At 65.4% G+C, this 15395-nt stretch carries 17 protein-coding genes; 8 read left to right on the top strand and 9 right to left on the bottom strand.

What is annotated here, in order from left to right:
- Window positions 1–271 precede the first annotated feature (271 nt).
- The 3 genes from ACVN9Z_RS07565 (at window position 272) to ACVN9Z_RS07575 (ending at window position 3332) form a co-directional block, all read left to right on the top strand.
- Complete coding sequence (locus ACVN9Z_RS07565; RefSeq protein WP_458213295.1) at window positions 272–1672, top strand: hypothetical protein; 1401 nt, start codon at window positions 272–274, stop codon at window positions 1670–1672.
- On the top strand, window positions 1662–2501 hold the full coding sequence (locus tag ACVN9Z_RS07570) for a phospholipase D-like domain-containing protein (protein ID WP_081335563.1): 840 nt from the start codon (window positions 1662–1664) through the stop codon (window positions 2499–2501). Before ACVN9Z_RS07565 ends, ACVN9Z_RS07570 begins: the two co-directional genes overlap by 11 nt.
- A gap of 498 nt (window positions 2502–2999) precedes the next feature.
- Window positions 3000–3332 carry a hypothetical protein gene (locus ACVN9Z_RS07575; RefSeq protein WP_458213296.1) on the top strand — a complete coding sequence of 111 codons (333 nt, stop codon included), beginning with the start codon at window positions 3000–3002 and terminating at the stop codon, window positions 3330–3332.
- Between the two features lie 95 nt (window positions 3333–3427).
- Here ACVN9Z_RS07575 and ACVN9Z_RS07580 read toward each other — a convergent pair whose 3' ends face one another.
- On the bottom strand, window positions 3428–4384 hold the full coding sequence (locus ACVN9Z_RS07580; protein WP_458213297.1) for a GlxA family transcriptional regulator: 957 nt from the start codon (window positions 4382–4384) through the stop codon (window positions 3428–3430).
- Window positions 4385–4521: 137 nt separating this feature from the next.
- On the opposite strand from ACVN9Z_RS07580, the gene ACVN9Z_RS07585 reads away from it, so the two are divergent.
- The 3 genes from ACVN9Z_RS07585 to ACVN9Z_RS07595 all read left to right on the top strand — a co-directional run bounded on the left by ACVN9Z_RS07585 (window position 4522) and on the right by ACVN9Z_RS07595 (window position 5842).
- Window positions 4522–4827, top strand: coding sequence for a DUF3817 domain-containing protein (locus tag ACVN9Z_RS07585; RefSeq protein ID WP_458213298.1), 306 nt, complete (start codon window positions 4522–4524; stop codon window positions 4825–4827).
- A gap of 9 nt (window positions 4828–4836) precedes the next feature.
- Complete coding sequence (locus tag ACVN9Z_RS07590) at window positions 4837–5265, top strand: CopD family protein (RefSeq protein ID WP_458213299.1); 429 nt, start codon at window positions 4837–4839, stop codon at window positions 5263–5265.
- Window positions 5266–5416: 151 nt separating this feature from the next.
- Window positions 5417–5842, top strand: coding sequence for a hypothetical protein (locus ACVN9Z_RS07595; RefSeq protein ID WP_047992402.1), 426 nt, complete (start codon window positions 5417–5419; stop codon window positions 5840–5842).
- A gap of 30 nt (window positions 5843–5872) precedes the next feature.
- Here ACVN9Z_RS07595 and ACVN9Z_RS07600 read toward each other — a convergent pair whose 3' ends face one another.
- Complete coding sequence (locus ACVN9Z_RS07600) at window positions 5873–6241, bottom strand: VOC family protein (RefSeq protein WP_458213300.1); 369 nt, start codon at window positions 6239–6241, stop codon at window positions 5873–5875.
- Window positions 6242–6331: 90 nt separating this feature from the next.
- Between ACVN9Z_RS07600 and ACVN9Z_RS07605 the strand changes: the two genes are divergently transcribed.
- Entirely contained in the window at window positions 6332–6718 is a 387-nt protein-coding gene (locus tag ACVN9Z_RS07605) for a YkvA family protein (RefSeq protein WP_458213301.1), read from the top strand.
- A gap of 13 nt (window positions 6719–6731) precedes the next feature.
- On the opposite strand, the gene ACVN9Z_RS07610 is transcribed toward ACVN9Z_RS07605, so the two are convergent.
- The 6 genes from ACVN9Z_RS07610 to ACVN9Z_RS07635 form a co-directional block, all read right to left on the bottom strand.
- The gene (locus ACVN9Z_RS07610) at window positions 6732–7433 is read right to left on the bottom strand and encodes a hypothetical protein (RefSeq protein WP_458213302.1); all 702 of its coding nucleotides are present in this window, start codon (window positions 7431–7433) and stop codon (window positions 6732–6734) included.
- A gap of 12 nt (window positions 7434–7445) precedes the next feature.
- Window positions 7446–8078 carry a LysE family translocator gene (locus ACVN9Z_RS07615; RefSeq protein WP_054440073.1) on the bottom strand — a complete coding sequence of 211 codons (633 nt, stop codon included), beginning with the start codon at window positions 8076–8078 and terminating at the stop codon, window positions 7446–7448.
- Between the two features lie 32 nt (window positions 8079–8110).
- Window positions 8111–8635, bottom strand: coding sequence for a DUF4189 domain-containing protein (locus ACVN9Z_RS07620; protein WP_006389442.1), 525 nt, complete (start codon window positions 8633–8635; stop codon window positions 8111–8113).
- Between the two features lie 8 nt (window positions 8636–8643).
- Window positions 8644–9234, bottom strand: a complete 591-nt coding sequence (locus tag ACVN9Z_RS07625; protein WP_006389441.1) for a cysteine hydrolase family protein — start codon at window positions 9232–9234, stop codon at window positions 8644–8646.
- 118 nt (window positions 9235–9352) lie between these two features.
- The gene (locus ACVN9Z_RS07630) at window positions 9353–10267 is read right to left on the bottom strand and encodes a hypothetical protein (protein WP_181398537.1); all 915 of its coding nucleotides are present in this window, start codon (window positions 10265–10267) and stop codon (window positions 9353–9355) included.
- A gap of 130 nt (window positions 10268–10397) precedes the next feature.
- Window positions 10398–11129 (bottom strand): FadR/GntR family transcriptional regulator, encoded by a 732-nt coding sequence (locus ACVN9Z_RS07635; RefSeq protein ID WP_458213303.1) that lies wholly within the window; start codon window positions 11127–11129, stop codon window positions 10398–10400.
- A 222-nt stretch (window positions 11130–11351) separates the two neighbouring features.
- Here ACVN9Z_RS07635 and ACVN9Z_RS07640 point away from each other — a divergent pair, with 222 nt between their 5' ends.
- Entirely contained in the window at window positions 11352–12743 is a 1392-nt protein-coding gene (locus ACVN9Z_RS07640; protein WP_024067371.1) for an MFS transporter, read from the top strand.
- A gap of 190 nt (window positions 12744–12933) precedes the next feature.
- On the opposite strand, the gene ACVN9Z_RS07645 is transcribed toward ACVN9Z_RS07640, so the two are convergent.
- Entirely contained in the window at window positions 12934–15363 is a 2430-nt protein-coding gene (locus ACVN9Z_RS07645; RefSeq protein ID WP_458213304.1) for a TonB-dependent siderophore receptor, read from the bottom strand.
- Window positions 15364–15395: the final 32 nt, after the last annotated feature.

Below are 15395 nucleotides of genomic sequence, written 5' to 3' on the forward strand. Positions count from 1 at the left end.
CATTTTCGTTCACTGGTCTGGTGGATGGAGCGCCCCGCACCCTGGCCGTTGGGAGTGGAGCCAAGCTGAGCAAGATTCATATCGACCGGTCGGGTGCCGACAGTGCGGTAGCAGTAAGTTTTTCCTAAATGACAAGTCGCCAAGAATAGGTCAATGGTTTTTCACATGTGAAGCTGGCCACAAGGCCGGCGACTCTTGGTTGCAAAACGATAAGGAGACTACGGAGATTCTTGGCGACGAGTGCTTCAATCGCCCCCCCAGGTGGCGACGGATGGAGCCTATTAGCTATCGTGCAACGGCATCGTTCTATCCGCACAGTGATCAGTTCATTGTGTTTGGAAAGGAGCAGCAGAAACTTCTGGAGTTGTTGAGAGAGGAGCGAAGGTCTGACCTGGCTAATAGTTTGGCGGGCTGGTATGGAATTGGTTCAGCGCCCTTGACCACAGAAGAAATTCTGCAGGTTATGGAACAGAAAGGCGCTGCAGCACAGTTGACGCCATACCGAGCTCTCGAGGAAATGTTGAGCGGACCGATGGCGGAGTCAAACAAGGAAGACTTGCGTGGAGTACTCTCGAAGATGGTTGAGAGTTGGCGAGAAATACCCGGCCTCATACCCGAACGCACGGAGGCTCCGCCTTCGTTCTTGGCGCAGGTTATGCAACGTCAAAGCTATGGGAGCCGCTATGATCCGGTGCTTCTAGCAGTCGAGCACGAGGCTCTCAAGCGAGGAACGCTCGAAGCGTCAACGCTGCCAGGTGAACGTGCACCCTTCGTTCTTTTCACGGCACCAGACAGAATCATAGGACCTCGTGACGACGAACAGATGTTGTCTCAGATGAGCACTACTAAGAGGGTTGCTGCGAGACTGGGTATAGAGAAGATTGGACTGATCCGCGAGTTCGAGCTGTGTCGCTTTACCCATGGGTATACAAGAATGTCCAATGAACCCATCATTGAAAAGAAGGACTCTGGAACTCTACGCCTGCCGGTTAGATTGAATCTGTTCGATCCCTTTAGGGATTCCCGTAAGCGGCCTATCTACACTGTAACGCAGAAGAATGAGGCCATCTACGTTCAACTTTCTCCAGAGCAGGTTTTGGCTTGGTTGAGAGAGGTGAACGTTGCAGATTTGCCCGACTGGAATCCCCACGAGACGGCCAAGCTGAACGCGCATTTGCTGGAACGAGCTCAGCCGTTTGGGCGATTTTTCTCCGACTTGATTCCGGCGGATGCCTCCACCTACCGATACTGCTATACCCTACTTCATACTTATGCACATGTGGTCATGAAGGCGGTTTCAGAGTTTTCGGGTCTCGACCTTGGCTCTCTTAGTGAGTACCTTTTTCCATGCGATATGGCCTTCGTCGTGTATCGCAATGCCACTACGATGGACCTAGGATACATGTCGGCCCTTTGGCGAAATTCCAATACTGAATTTCTTAAGCACCTAGGCGCGCAAGAGTCTCTACTGTGCGGTTCGGGCAGCTTATGCGAAACGAAGGGAGGGGCTTGCCCCGATTGCATTGTTGTGCCAGAAACGTCTTGTATTGCGTCTAACCGACTGCTTTCGCGTTCCGTGCTGGGAGGAGGGCTTGCTCCTCGCGAAGATGCAACGCATGCCGGCATGCGAATTCCAGGATATCTCGAGGTGATTGCCCGCAATGAAAAATGAGGCGATTGCTGTCCTCCTTGAGGTGGCTCGCTTTGCCGAACTCTTGGCTCCGATCTTCGTGCAGGGATCAAAAGGTCGACTCCGAACTCCGTCGAGCGTTAAGGAGCTTGCAAAAATTGCTGGTGTCTCCACCGCGCGTCTCGAGACGGTGCGGGAGGCGCTAGCATCCGTTTGTAGGGCCGGCGCTGCTGTTAAAGAGAGCGAAACTACCTGGAGATTGACGTTATCTCCGGCTGTCTGCTACGAACTTTCGCTGATGCTACTAGGAATAGCGGTATATCGCACGAAAGTGCACGAAGATGCGGATCGGGTGTCCGTGGTGCTATCAAGACCACCCTCGCCAAGTATATTTAGTTCTGCTCTGGCTCAATCCCTTCGGGGCGATTGGGGCTTACAAGAGACTGGGGACACTTTCCAGCGGATGGCTGTTTCGGCAGATCGGCGGTTCCTTGTGATGACGCCCTTTCTTGACGCTGATGGACTTGATCGTGTTCTATCCCTTTTCGAGATGACGCACCCGAAAGTTGAGCGGTGTCTTGTGGTCAGACAGGCCCATGCGCAAGCTATTATTGCGGCCAAGCAGCGCCTCGCGGGACTAAGCGTTTCGGTATTCGAATTCCGCCTCGCCAAAGGTGCCGGGCAGTATGAAACGTTTCACGCGAAAGTGGTTGTCGCAGACAACAATCAGTGCTACCTGGGGTCTTCCAACATGACGACTTGGTCCTTCAACTATTCACTTGAGCTGGGCTTCTACGTTCAAGGCGCTTCAGCCCGAAGGGCGGCGGAAACAATCGATGCCGTCTTGGCAGTGTCGCCGCGAAAGATGTGATGGGTATATACGCTGAGTAGAGCTTACATTGACGGTAGTGGCTAGTCGCGCTATCCGACTGCAGTGATTTTGAATGGCAGCGACGCTGTACGTTGAGAGCAGCAGCTGCTTGCATGACTGTGACCGGCGTAAATCGTTGCTTTGCAGCCGTTCCTAGGCAGCGTTTGAAAAGCTCAACGGGTCGAAACCAGACACCATGTGATGATTGTTCCGACACTCGCTATGGCCAAACTGACTACTTGGCAGAAGGCACAGCAGTCGTCACCGTATACTTACTCCACTACCGCCACCAACGGTACCCCGGTGTGGAAGCCGGAAAATTCGTCGATGCCAACCCCTTAGGGTCAGCAAGCCTCCGCACGCCCAATGGGCGGGCCTTGGCAGGGGTGCGCTAGCCGCACGCCGGTTCCGACGATCCGGTCTTCCAACCTTGTCCTGTGCCCGCCCGCCCCATTTGGAAGTGGGGCAGCGGGGTTTCCACATCGTCGGAGGAAGTCCATGCAATCCCACCCCCTCACCCAAAACCCCTGGCTGGTCGACACCGACCCCGAGCACGGCCCGGTCCCCCTCTCCCACCTCTACAACATCGAACGCGCCCGCTACGCCATCCAGACCATCGCCCGCCTGGTCGGCAATAGCGCGTCGGAGCCCGCCGCCACCGGCAACCAGCCGCTGGACGCATGGACGGTGGCCGCGTTGATGGGCGGCGTGGAAGGCCTGTGCGATCACCTCGGCACCCTGACCGACGCCATGCTGGAATCGGCCCGCGCCTACGCCGATGACGCCGCGTTCGACGCCGCCACGCACAACGCGCCGCGCTCGATCCAGTAACCAGAAAAAGACCAACGGCCTGCCGCGCAACGCGTCAGGCCAGTTCCAGACCACCAAGCGTCAGGCCGTCCCATCCCCCAAGCATCAAGCCACCCTCACGCCGCCCGCCGAAACGCCCGTCGATACCCCATCGGGCTCGTCCCCACGATCCCCGTGAAATGCTCGCGCAGCGACACCGCTGACCCGAACCCCACCTCCATCGCCACCCGCTCCACCGGCAGGTCCGTCGTCTCCAGCATCCCGCGCGCACGATTCACGCGGGCCTGGATCACCCATTGCAGCGGACTCACCCCCAGCAGTTCCTGAAACCGCCGGTTCAAGGTGCGCACGCTGACCGCGGCCTGGGCGGCTAGCGCGGCGACGGTCAGGTTCTCGGCCAGCCGGTGTTCGATCCAGTGCAGCAGCGGCGTCAGGTCGGTGTGCGAGGCCGGTGTGGGCCGGACAATGAATTGCGCCTGGCCGCCGGCGCGTTCCAGCGGCACGACGGCCAGACGGGCGCTGTTGGCGGCGACGGCTGCGCCGTGGTCGCGCTTGATCATGTGCAGGCACAGGTCCATGCCGGCGGCGGCGCCGGCGGAGGTCAGGACCTGGCCGTTGTCGACGAAAAGGACGTTGGGGTTGACGTCGATGGCGGGGTAGCGGCGCGCGAGCAGGCCGGCGGCTTTCCAGTGGGTGGTGGCTTTGAGGCCGTCGAGGATGCCGCTGGCGGCGAGGACGAAGGCGCCGGTGCAGATGGAGGCGATGCGGGCGCCCCGGGCGTGGGCGTGGCGGATCAGGTCGAGGATGTCGTCCGGGACGCTGTCGGCCGGGTCGGCCAGGCCGGGGATGACGAGGGTGTCGGCGCCGCGAGCGGCGTCCAGGCGGTGGCGGATGTGCAGGTCGTAGGCGTGGGTGCGGACGCGGGGTTTGCTGGCGTGGACCTGCACGGCGTAGGGGCGGCGGCCGTCGAGGGTTTCGGCGAGCTGGAAGATCTCGCAGGGGATGGACAGGTCACCCGCGACGAGGCCGTCGAAGGCGAGCACGGCGACGCGGTGCGGGGTGGGCGGGGGCATGGGGCTGGGCCTTGGGACAGGTCGGGCGGACGGCGGAGCACGGTTGGCGGATTTCTTTCGAAGATTGGCATTTTGGCCAATGGCTGACGATTGCGCCAGCCCGGACAATGCCGCTCATCCTGTTGCGAGACGCTGCCATGCCCCTGAAAGACTCCGATGCTTCGACCCCTGCCCTGTTCAAGTGGGCGGCCATGCTGGAAGGCGTGACGCTGTTGGCGCTGCTGGGCATCGCGGTGCCGTTGAAGCATCTGGCCGGGATGCCGCAAGGGGTGTCGTGGGTGGGGCCGGTACATGGGGTGGCGTTCATGGTCTATATCGCGCTGGCGTGCAATGTGGCGTCGGCGCAGGGCTGGCCGCGCCAGCGGCTGGTGTGGACGTTGGTGGCGACGCTGGTGCCGTTTGGCGGCTTTGTGATCGCGCGTTCGCTGCGCCGCGCGCGGTAGGCGTGAGCGATGGCGTATCTGCTGATCAAGTCGCTGCACCTGGCGCTGGTGCTGTTCTGGGTGGCGGGGATGGTGGTGCAGGCGTTCGTGCTGGCCGCGGCCGACAAGCTGCCGGGGCCGGCCTTGCCGCAGGAGCTGGCGCGCCTGCGGCTGCTGCGCAAGTGGGAACGGCTGTTGACCACGCCGGCGATGATGGGTGCGTTGGCCAGCGGCGTGTATCTGGCGACGAGCGCGGGCTGGTTTGGCAGCGGGTGGCTGTCGGTGAAGCTGGCGTTGGTGCTGTTGCTGGCGGCGGTGCACGGGATGCAGGCGGGACGGCTGCGGCGGCTGGCGGAGGCGGCGGGTGATGCCTCCGAGGCGGGCCGTGCGCGGCTGATGCCGGTGGTGCTGGCCGCGCCGGTGCTGATCATTCTGCTGGTGGTGGTGAAGCCGTTCTGAGGGCGGTCGTGTAAGTGCACGGCACGCCGCGCAGGCACAAAGCCGCGTCATTCGCTTCGTCCGAAACCCACGCTCGGCACACGCATGGACGACATGAAGCCCGTCAAAATGGGCTTCAGTCGATCCCCAGACGCGATACGCGTGCGTTGCCATGAATGCCCTGTTTGTCGAGCTGCCCGAATTCTCTCGCCATCGCGAGGAATTCCTGGCCGACGACGAATTTCGCGCGCTGCAATGCCTGATGTTGAAACTGCCCGAGGCCGGCGTTGTCATCGAAGGCACCGGCGGACTGCGCAAGCTGCGTTACGTCGACCCGCAGCGCAGCCGGGGCAAGCGTAGCGGCTTGCGAGTCATCTATTACTGGTGCGACGCCGAGCGGCAATTCTGGCTGTTCCGGTTGTATGGCAAACAGGATGTGAACGACAGCAATTCCGCCATCCGCAAGATGTTCGCCAAGTTGCTGGCGCAGGCGCTGGCGGCGCCGAGAGGCGCGCCAGCGGCCATCACGCGCAGGGTGCCGAAGGTGCCGACGCATTACCGGGCGCCGAAGCATTCGGTGAAGGCCAGGGCTGAATAAGCCGTCGGTCTGATTTGCCACGGGTCTGCGTCAAACGCTCTGCACAAACGCCAGCGTATATCCGTCGCCATCCACCAGCCCGAACTCATGGGAGCCATAGGCCATGCGTTGCAATGGCCAGGCGATGGGTGTCTTGTCCTTGACCTGTCGGTAGAACGCTTCGACATCGGGAAGCGAGAAATACAGGGTGCCGCTGAATCCTGGCGCCCGCTTCCACAGATCGAGCGTGGTGAAGATCAGCCGCCCCCCGTGTTGCTCCACCGTGAGCGTGCCTTCGGCGGAGTCGGTGACGGTGAAGCCAAGCACAGACCCGTAAAAGTCGCGGGTTGCGGCGAGATCGGTGGTGTGCAGCAAGGCGGAAAGCGGCATGGCGATGTCCTGCGCGATGGGGAGCCACACGATTCTTTCATGGATCGCCCGATCACGTTTTATCCTTCGGGTTATCAACCTGGAATTCATCGCCGTTCCCCGAGCCGCAGAGCCCATCCCATGCCAACCCGCGACCGCCTAAAAACCTGGGCCCGGCGCATTAAGCGCGATGGCCTGACCCTCTGGTTCGCCGGCAAGCACCCCCGCACGCCCTGGCACGCCAAGGCGCTGGGCGTGTTCGTGGTGGCCTACGCCCTCAGTCCCATCGACCTGATTCCCGACTTCATCCCGGTGCTGGGTTATCTGGATGACGTGCTGTTGCTGCCGGGCCTGATCTGGCTGGCCATCAAGCTGTTGCCGCCAGATGTGCTGCAGGAATGCCGCAACCAGGCGGACGTGTGGATCCAGGCCAAGCGCGAAAAGCCGCGCAGCCGGGTGGGCGCGGTGGTGATCGTGGCGTTGTGGGTGGCGGTGGTGCTCGCGGTCGGCTACTGGCTATGGCGCTGACGCGGCGCGCGGTTCAATCTTCCAGGAACCCCAGCGTGCGCAATTCCGCGATCGCGCCCAGCTCCTCGTCGCGCCGTTTCTTGGGCGCGCCCAGCGATGCGGCCAGCAGCATGGCGGGTTTGTCGGATTCATCGAAGCCGCGCAGCACGCTGTCGGCAACGGGAAAGGCCTTGGCGAAGCTGGCATCCAGCGCCTGCTGCCCACGATAGCGCCCGCGCTTGTCCAGGATCACCTGCGTTTGCGGATCGCGCCGGATCAGGTGCAGCGGCACGCCTTCGCAACGCAGCCCCAACAGCTTGGCTTGGCTGATGTCCAGCGCCCAATCGGTCTCGGCATAGAACGCGGCGCGGGCGGTCTCGAATTGCTGCAGCCGGTCCGCATCCGTGCAGAACGCTTCGGGCGTCAGGTTCAAGTTGATCTTGCCGATCTTGCCCTTGAGAGTGACGCGGCGAAAGAGCGAGGCCCACACCAGCAGGATGGGATTCGTGGACAGGTCTTCGACCACCACGTCCTCGAACACGCACGGCTTGATCTCTGAATTCACGACACGACATTGCGACAGCGTCACGTTCCGCACGCGTGACATGCGTTGCGGATACTTGACCATCGACAGGCCGCAATTGTCGAAGGCGCAGTCGTGCAGGTGCAGGTCGTGGAAATGCGTGTTGCCCTTGTCCAGGGCCATGCGGAATTGCTGGCTTTCGATTTTTTGCATGCAGCGCGTGCGTCAGTTGCGGCTGGCGGTGGCCAGGCGCAGCGCCAGCGCCAGGAACACCGATCCCAGCACGTACTGCGGCCAGCGCGACACGCGCTGCCGTCCCGCCCAGCGCCGGCTGAGCTGGTGCGCGGCCAGGATGACGGCGCCGTTGATGAACAGGCCGATGACGTTGAGGATGGTGGCCAGCACCAGGATCTGCAGGGCCACCGAGCCGTCCTGCGGGCGCACGAACTGCGGGAACAGCGCCAGCACGAACAGCGCCATCTTGGGGTTGAGCAGGTTGGTCAGCAGGCCTTGCAGGAAGACTTCGCGCACGGGCGAGCGGGCCCGGCCCGCATCGGGCATGTGCGACACGGGGCGCGAGCGGAACGCGCGCACGGCCAGGTACAGCAGGTAGAGCGCGCCGGCGAAGCGGACCACGTCATAGGCCATGGGCACCGCCACGAACAGCTGCGACAGGCCGAAGGCCGCGAGCAGCGCGTGGCAGTAGGTGCCGGCCTGGATGCCGGCCAGCGAGGCGAAGCCGGCGGCCCTGCCCTGCGCGGCGCTGCGCGAGGCGATCAGCAGCATGTCGGGGCCGGGCGTCATGGCCAGCGCGACGCAGGCGCCGCCAAAGAGCACGAGGGTGGCGGGGTCGAGCATGGCGAGTCCTTGGGGCGGCCGGTGGCGGTCGATTATTGGGCCGGCACGGGCAGGCTGCAACCGGTGTAGAACGCCTGGCAACTGGCGCCGGTGTCCTTTTCGCAGGTTTCCAGCGCACGCATGCGGGCCAGTTCTTCGCCGGCGGCGGTGACGGAATTGACCAGCACGCCGCTGCCCTTGGGCGACGGGCCGTAGGCGACCGCCACGCACTGGTCGTGGTAGGTGGTGTTGATGACGCAGCGGGCGCCGCCCTTGGTGGCGCATTGGGCCAGCGCGTCTTTTTCCGCGCGGGCCTTGCTGGCGCGGTCGGCCGAGATGCCGATCGAACCCGACAGCGCGTCATAGGCCACGGCGCCCCAACGCTGGGCGTCGCGCGACGAGGCGGTGGACGCGCCGCCCGCGGCAGGCGCGATCTCCACGGGGATCGGCACGCATTGCTGGCCGGGCGTGCCGACGCTGGGCGCGTAGCCGTCGGGGCAGCCTTGTTCGGCTTGCGCCACGGCGGCGTGGGAAAAGTTCAGGGCGATGGCAAGGGAGGCAATGATCAGGGTACGCATGGGTCAACTCATTCGTTCGATAGACCGCCCAGCAAGGACAGGGCCTCGTCCAGGGACAGCACTGTGGTGCGCGACTCGAAGGCGGTCGCGAACAGGTGGTCGTGCACGACCGGGTCGGGGTCGTAGCAACAGTCCTTGACGGTCAAAAGGCGGTAGTCGGCGTCGCTGGCGTGGGCGATGGACGACAGCATGACGCCGGTGGAGGCAACGCCCACCATGATCAGGGTGTCGATGCCCTGGGCCGACAGCCGCGGTTGCAGGTCGGTGCCGAAGAACACGCTGGCGCGGTGGGCCAGGATGATGGGTTCGTCGTCGCGCCGGCCGAGTTCGGGCGAGACGCGGTCATGCACGAAGCGGCCCAGCTGGCGGATGCCCTGCCCGTTCTTGTTCAGCGGGCTGACTTCCGGGTAGCCAGGGCTGAAATGGATCTTGGCGAAGTAGACGCTCACACCGGCGCGGCGCGCGGTATCGCACAGTTGCCGCGTGTTGGCCAGCAGCGTGGGCGCGACCGACGGGAACAGGTCCATGATGTCGGTCTGGTAGTGCATGACCAGCAAGGCGGTGCGCGCGGGGGTGATGGCCGGGGGCGGGGAGGTCATGGTCGCTCCGTGAAGACGTTCTTCATGACCAGTCAGTTTAGCGGCAGTCGCGGGACGGGGCACGGGCCGGGTTGCCGGACGTCGCGCCCCGGTTTTTTCGGGTTCGCCGCGTTGTCGTCTACTTTTCGGCGTACTTCTTGCCGGCTTCGTCGTAGACGTAGCTGACGGCGTCGGCCGGGCCCAGCTTGCGGGTCTTGCCCGGGCCGGAGATCTCGGTGCCGCTGGGGGTGACGGTCAGGCGCGGCATGTCGCTGCCGTTCTGCGCGGTGAAGGTCAGCTTGCCGGTTTTGGCGACGCAGGGCATGACGTCGCCGTCGGCGCAGGCGGCGCTGTTGTCGTCGCCGGTGAGGATGCTGCCCAGGTAGGTCCAGACCTTGTCCTTGAGTTCGTCGCGCGGGCCGGGATTGAAGACGAACAGGGCGTAGCCTTCGAAGCTGGTGCCGTTGTCAAAGCCCTGGGTCGGCACGGCCAGCAGCAGCTTGCCCTCCGGGGTGCGGTAGTCGAGCGGCTTGCGGCCAGTGTCGACGGCTTCGGCCCGTTCGTAGGCGCCGAACATGCCGATGGTGTGCTCCATGCCGCGGAACTTCCAGGGGCGCTCGGCGGTGGAGCCGGTCAGCGTGAAGGTGGCTTCGGCCAGGTTGACCTGGGTTTCGGGGCCGGCTTCGTCTTCGCCGGGCTTGCCGTATTTTTCGCGGGTGTCCCAGGTGAAGCCGGTGAAGTATTGCGTGCCGCCCAGTTCGAAGGCGTGGCCGAACCAGTAGGTGGCGACGCTGCCGTTGGCGACTTCGTACGAATCGGCGCCCTTGCCGTCGATCTGGTAGATGGCGTACATCACCGTGGGGGCGTCGGGCGGAGCGACCTTGGCGGCGGCCGGTTGCGTGTCCTGGACGGCGTCCAGGCGCGGCTTGGACGCGGGTTCGGCCGCGCTGGCGGGGTTGAACAGGGTGGCCAGGGCGACGGCGCACAGGCCGGCGACGGTGGCGCGCAGCGGCGGACGGCGCGGGAACGGGCGGGTTTGCAGACGCGTATTCATGTCGGACTTGTTCTCGTCGGTCTTCGATAAGCGCACCGAGGCGCATTGTGCGGCGCCATCTTAGAGGGTAGATGGGGTGGGCGTCGGACAGTGGTTTGCCAATTGTGTCCGACTGCAAGTGGTGGCGTGCTCAGGGGCGGTCGGGATGCGCCATGCGTTCGAGCTTCTGCACGTCCAGCCCCATGCGTCGGCCCGAGGCCAGCAGGTGCGCGGCGGCGGCCTGGCGGGCGGCGTCGGGGTCCTTGGCCTGGATGGCGTCGAACAGGCGCAGGTGTTCCTGCTGCGCGGGGCGCGGCCCGCCGGCCAGCCGGGCCGAATTCTGCCAGCCCATTTCGCGCGCCTTGAGAAGCTGGCCTTCGATGAAGCCGCTGAAGGCCACCAGGTAGGCGTTCCGGGTCGAGCCGGCGATGGCGGCGTGGAAGTCGACGTCGGCCTTGGACGCGGCGGGATAGTCGCCTGCGTGCCGCTCCATGCGCTTGAGCGCATCGCGCATGCGTGCCAGGTCGGCGGTCTTGCGGCGCAGGGCGGCGGCTTCGGCGGCGGCGGTTTCCATCCAGAAGCGCAGTTCGAACAACTGCGCCAGGTCCCTGGCCGAGGTGTCGCCGCGCGGCAGGCGGAACACGCTGCCGGCGGGGTTGGCGGCGACGTAGGCGCCCACGCCCTTGGTGGTGACAAGGACGCCGTCGGCCTTCAGTTGCGAGACGGCTTCGCGGATGACCGGGCGGCTGCAGCCCAGCGTGCGCGCCAGTTCCTGTTCGGCCGGCAGGCGCGAGGCGGGCGCGAAGCGGCCTTCGGCGATCTCCTTGCGCAGGGCCGCGATGACCTGGTCCACCAGCGTCAGCGGACGCTCGATAACTTGCATGTCTGCTTCCTATCCAATGGCGAAGACAAAGGCTGCGCGATGCCGGCCGGCGCCGCCCCTGGCGCCATGATATCGCTTCGCCCAAAGCCCGGCGCAGGCCCGTTGCATGGTGGATTATGCCTTGCTATGCTGTCTTACAGCCTGACAGCTATCCGCCTTTCCCGCGCCCCGCCATGGCCGTATCCGCCGTGCGCCACGGACGCCGCCCAGGAGCCGTCCCGCATGCCGTCCTCCTCAGAAAGCACCCTGGCTTTGCCGCAGATCGGCGACGGCCTGCCGGGCCGGCAAAGGCTCTGGGCGGTCTCCACGCTCATCCTGGGCAGCGCGATCGCCACGCTCGATACCTCCATCGCCAACACCGCCCTGCCGACCATCGCGGCGGATCTGCGCACCACGCCGGACGCTTCGATCTGGATCATCAATGCCTACCAGATCGCCATGGTGGCCACGCTGCTGCCGTTCGCCGCGCTGGGCGACATCGTCGGCCATCGCCGCGTCTATCTGTATGGCCTGCTGGTGTTCACGCTCGCGTCGCTGGCCTGTGGCGTGGCCGACTCGCTGGCGCTACTGACCGCGGCGCGCGTGCTGCAGGGCGTGGGCGCGTCGGGCATCCTGGGGGTCGGCACCGCGTTGATCCGGCTGACGTTTCCCAGCAGCCAGATCGGCCGCGCGCAGGGCATCAATGCCTTCACCGTGGCGGTGTTCTACGTGGTGGGGCCGTCGGTGGCGTCGGCGGTGCTGGCGGTCAGCACCTGGCACTGGCTGTTCCTGATCAACATTCCGCTGGGGGCCGTGGCAATGGCGATGGCGTGGCGCACGCTGCCGCGCAATCCGCCGCGCAAGGCGCCGCCGCGTTTCGACGGCGTGGCGGCGTTGCTGCTGGGCGCGACCTTCGCGCTGGCGGTGCTGGCGCTGGGCGATGCGGCCCATCATGCCGGCTGGACGCGCATCCTGCCCGAGGCCGCCGCCGCGGCGCTGTGCTGCGCCCTGCTGCTGCGCCGCCAGCGCGCGCATCCCGCGCCGATGCTGCCGGTCGACCTGTTCCGGCGGCCGCTGTTCGCGATGTCGGTGGCCACGTCGGTGCTGTCTTACGCGGCGCAGGGGCTGGCGCTGGTGGCGTTGCCGTTCCTGTTCCAGATGAGCCTGGGGCGTTCCGATGTGCAGACGGGCCTGCTGCTGACCGCCTGGCCGGTGGTGGTGGCGGTGGCCGCGCCGCTGGCGGGGTTTCTGTCGGAACGCCATTCGGTCGCGCTGCTGGGCGGCGGCGGGCTGCTGGTGCTGTGCGCCGGCATGGTGCTGGTGGCGCTGCTGCCGGCGCAGGCGTCGGATGCCGACATCATCTGGCGGCTGGCGGTGTGCGGGGCCGGCTTCGGTTTTTTCCAGTCGCCCAATCTCAAGGCCTTGACGACCAGCGCGCCGGCCGAACGCAGCGGCGCGGCCAGCGGCATCATTCCCACCGCCCGGCTGATCGGCCAGGCTTCGGGGGCGGCGCTGGTGGCGGCGTGTTTCACGCTGGTGGGTGCCGGGGGCGCGCAAGTGGCGCTGTGGATCGGCGCGCTGCTGGCCGGTGTCGCGTGTGTCGTGAGTTTTCTACGGATTCTTGCGCAGGAATGACGGCGCGCGGACGGCGCGGCAACGCGACTTGCGCATGCCTACGCAGCCAGGCGCCAGCTACGTGCTGATGCGCGAGCAGGATATCGCGGCGCGCCGCTTCGATCTGGCGCGCGTCACCTATCAATGCGACTGGCGTCTTGCCATTGAATTGTCGGCCGGGCGCGCTTGCTGCGGCGCGTCCGGCCCAGGCTCAATACGTCGCCTTCAGGTTCAGCATCACGCTGCGCGGCTCGCCGTAGTAGTTCGAGCCATACGCCGCCCACACGCGCTGGTAGTAGACCTTGTCGAACAGGTTGTTCACCGTCAGGGTTGCTTCCAGGTGCTTGTTGAAGCGGTAGCCGGCCTGCGCCGATACCGTGGTGTACGGGCGTTGCTCGAACTTCACCGGGCCATTCAGGCGATACATGCTGCTGACGCTGCGCAATCCGGCGCCCAGCGACAACCCTTCCAGCGTGCCGGTGGCGAAGCTGTACTTGGTCCACAGGTTGAAGGTGTGGCGCGGCGTGATGAAGACGTATTGCTGCGACTTCTGGTCTTCCGTGCCTTTCAGCGTCTTGGTGGTGGTGTAGGCATAGCCGGCGGTGATGTCCCAGCCGGGGGCCGGACTGCCGCTGATCTCGGCCTCGAAGCCCTGGTTGCGCATCTTGCCCGCCGCCATCGAGAACAGCGGATTGTCCGGGTCCGTCATGGCGCGGTTCTCGTCTTCCATGCGGAACAGCGCCACGTGGCCGTTCAGGCGCTTGTCCAGGAATTCGCCCTTCAGGCCGATCTCGACCTGTTTGCCGGTGCGCGGATCCAGCAGCTGGCCATTGGCGTCGGTGGTGGTCTGCGGCGTGAAGATGCTGGTGTAGCTGGCGTAGGCCGACAACTGCTCGTTCAGGTCCACCACCAGGCCCAGGTACGGCGTGAACTTGCCGTTGATGTTGCTCTTGGTGTTGGTGAACTGGTTGAAGTAGGCGTTGCGGTTCTGCGTGCGGTTTTCCCACCAAGTCAGGCGGCTGCCGGCGATGACGGTGGCGGCGTCGGTGACGCGCAGGTTGGCGCGCGCGTACAGGCCGTATTGGTCGGTCTTGCTGTCGTTGCCGTTGGTGTATTCGTAGTCCGGCCTGGGGACGTTGTTGTCGGGGTGGAACAGGTTGATGTCGGCGTTGTCGCCGCCGCCGTAGCGGAAATTCTTGTGCACGTTGCGGTAGTCGGCGCCCACGGTCAGCTCGTGCTCGCGGCCGAAGGCCTGGAATGGCGTGGCGACGAAGGCGTCCAGGCCGTAGGTCTTCCAGTGGCTGCGGTATTTCCAGGTGACCAGGCAGGTGTCGCCAGTGACCGGATCGACCGCGCAGTCCGACCAGCCGAACTGGCGGCTGGGCTCGTCCTGTTCACGGTAGACGCCGCTGACCTTGATGCGGCCGCCGTTGGACAGGCGGTGGTCGACGTCGGCGAAGTACTCGGTGATTTCTTCGGTGATGTGGTTCCAGCTGGGGTCCAGGTTGGTGGAGCGGCGCACGTCGAGCAGGCGCCCGTCGGTGTAGCCGGGCAGGCCAAAGAAGGGGCGGCCCTTGTATTGCTGGTAGGTGGCGCCGGCGGTCAGCGTGGTGTCGGGGGTGAGGTCGAAGCTGAGGGTGCCGTAGAACAGTGGCTTCCTGGTGTAGACGCCATCGACGAACGAGCCGCGGTCGTCATAGGACGCCACGACGCGGCCGCGCAGGCGGCCGTCGCTGTCGAGCGGGCCGGTCAGGTCGGCCTCGGTGTAGTAGCGGTCCCACGAGCCGGTCATGACCTGGCCGCTGAAACCGAATTCCTTTTGCGCGCGCTTGCGCACCAGGTTGACGGTGCCGCCGGGGTCGCCCGCGCCCTGATACAGGCCCGATGGTCCGCGCAGCACCTCGATGCGGTCGTAGATGGCCAGGCCGAAGCCGGCGCTCAGGTCGTTGCCGGTGCTGGCCGGCGTGTTCACGCCATCGATCTGAATGGTGTCGAGCGCGTAGCCGCGCGAATAGAAGTTGCCGTGGTTGCCGCCGATGCTGCCGGCTTCGACCGTGATGCCGGTGACGGTGCGCATGGCGTCGTCCAGGTTCACCAGGTTCTGGTCGTCGAGCAGCTGGCGCGTCACCACCGAGACCGATTGCGGGATCTGGCGCAGGCTTTGCGTGTTTTTGCCCAGGGTGACGGCGGCGGGGGTGTAGGAACCGGTGCCCTCGGTGGTGGCGAGGTCGCGGCCGGTGACCGTGACGGGCGCGAGCGTGGTGGCGTCGCTGGCGGACGCGCCGGCGGGCGAGCGCACCATGAAGCCGTTGCCGCTGGGCACGGCCACCAGGCCGCTGCGGGCAAGCAGACGGTCGAGCGCGGCTTGCGGGGTCATGCTGCCGGACACGGCGGGCGCGCGCAGGCCGGCGACGCTGTCCGGGCTGAACAGGACCTGCACCTGCGCCTGGCGGCCCAGCGCCACCAGCGCGTCGGCCAGGTTGCCGGCCGGCAGGTCGAAGGCCTGCGCGGCGGCGCGGCCCTGCGCGTGGGCCGCGGACGGCGCCAGGGTCTGTGCCGCCAGCGCGGCGCCCATCGACAGCGCGCACAGCAGCGCGTAACGGCCGGCGCTTTGCCGGCGGCGGAAATGGCGTTGCGCCATGGTCGTTCCTCGGTGTGGAAGTGGATCTACAC

This window comes from Achromobacter sp. KK8, from assembly GCF_054188005.1.

Excerpts from the sequence above, each read along its gene's own strand:
- ACVN9Z_RS07565 (WP_458213295.1), top strand. The coding sequence starts at position 272 with ATGGAGCCTATTAGCTATCGTGCAACGGCATCGTTCTATCCGCACAGT.
- ACVN9Z_RS07570 (WP_081335563.1), top strand. The coding sequence starts at position 1,662 with ATGAAAAATGAGGCGATTGCTGTCCTCCTTGAGGTGGCTCGCTTTGCC.
- ACVN9Z_RS07575 (WP_458213296.1), top strand. The coding sequence starts at position 3,000 with ATGCAATCCCACCCCCTCACCCAAAACCCCTGGCTGGTCGACACCGAC.
- ACVN9Z_RS07580 (WP_458213297.1), bottom strand. The coding sequence starts at position 4,384 with ATGCCCCCGCCCACCCCGCACCGCGTCGCCGTGCTCGCCTTCGACGGC.
- ACVN9Z_RS07585 (WP_458213298.1), top strand. The coding sequence starts at position 4,522 with ATGCCCCTGAAAGACTCCGATGCTTCGACCCCTGCCCTGTTCAAGTGG.
- ACVN9Z_RS07590 (WP_458213299.1), top strand. The coding sequence starts at position 4,837 with ATGGCGTATCTGCTGATCAAGTCGCTGCACCTGGCGCTGGTGCTGTTC.
- ACVN9Z_RS07595 (WP_047992402.1), top strand. The coding sequence starts at position 5,417 with ATGAATGCCCTGTTTGTCGAGCTGCCCGAATTCTCTCGCCATCGCGAG.
- ACVN9Z_RS07605 (WP_458213301.1), top strand. The coding sequence starts at position 6,332 with ATGCCAACCCGCGACCGCCTAAAAACCTGGGCCCGGCGCATTAAGCGC.
- ACVN9Z_RS07610 (WP_458213302.1), bottom strand. The coding sequence starts at position 7,433 with ATGCAAAAAATCGAAAGCCAGCAATTCCGCATGGCCCTGGACAAGGGC.
- ACVN9Z_RS07615 (WP_054440073.1), bottom strand. The coding sequence starts at position 8,078 with ATGCTCGACCCCGCCACCCTCGTGCTCTTTGGCGGCGCCTGCGTCGCG.
- ACVN9Z_RS07620 (WP_006389442.1), bottom strand. The coding sequence starts at position 8,635 with ATGCGTACCCTGATCATTGCCTCCCTTGCCATCGCCCTGAACTTTTCC.
- ACVN9Z_RS07625 (WP_006389441.1), bottom strand. The coding sequence starts at position 9,234 with ATGACCTCCCCGCCCCCGGCCATCACCCCCGCGCGCACCGCCTTGCTG.
- ACVN9Z_RS07630 (WP_181398537.1), bottom strand. The coding sequence starts at position 10,267 with ATGAATACGCGTCTGCAAACCCGCCCGTTCCCGCGCCGTCCGCCGCTG.
- ACVN9Z_RS07635 (WP_458213303.1), bottom strand. The coding sequence starts at position 11,129 with ATGCAAGTTATCGAGCGTCCGCTGACGCTGGTGGACCAGGTCATCGCG.
- ACVN9Z_RS07640 (WP_024067371.1), top strand. The coding sequence starts at position 11,352 with ATGCCGTCCTCCTCAGAAAGCACCCTGGCTTTGCCGCAGATCGGCGAC.
- ACVN9Z_RS07645 (WP_458213304.1), bottom strand. The coding sequence starts at position 15,363 with ATGGCGCAACGCCATTTCCGCCGCCGGCAAAGCGCCGGCCGTTACGCG.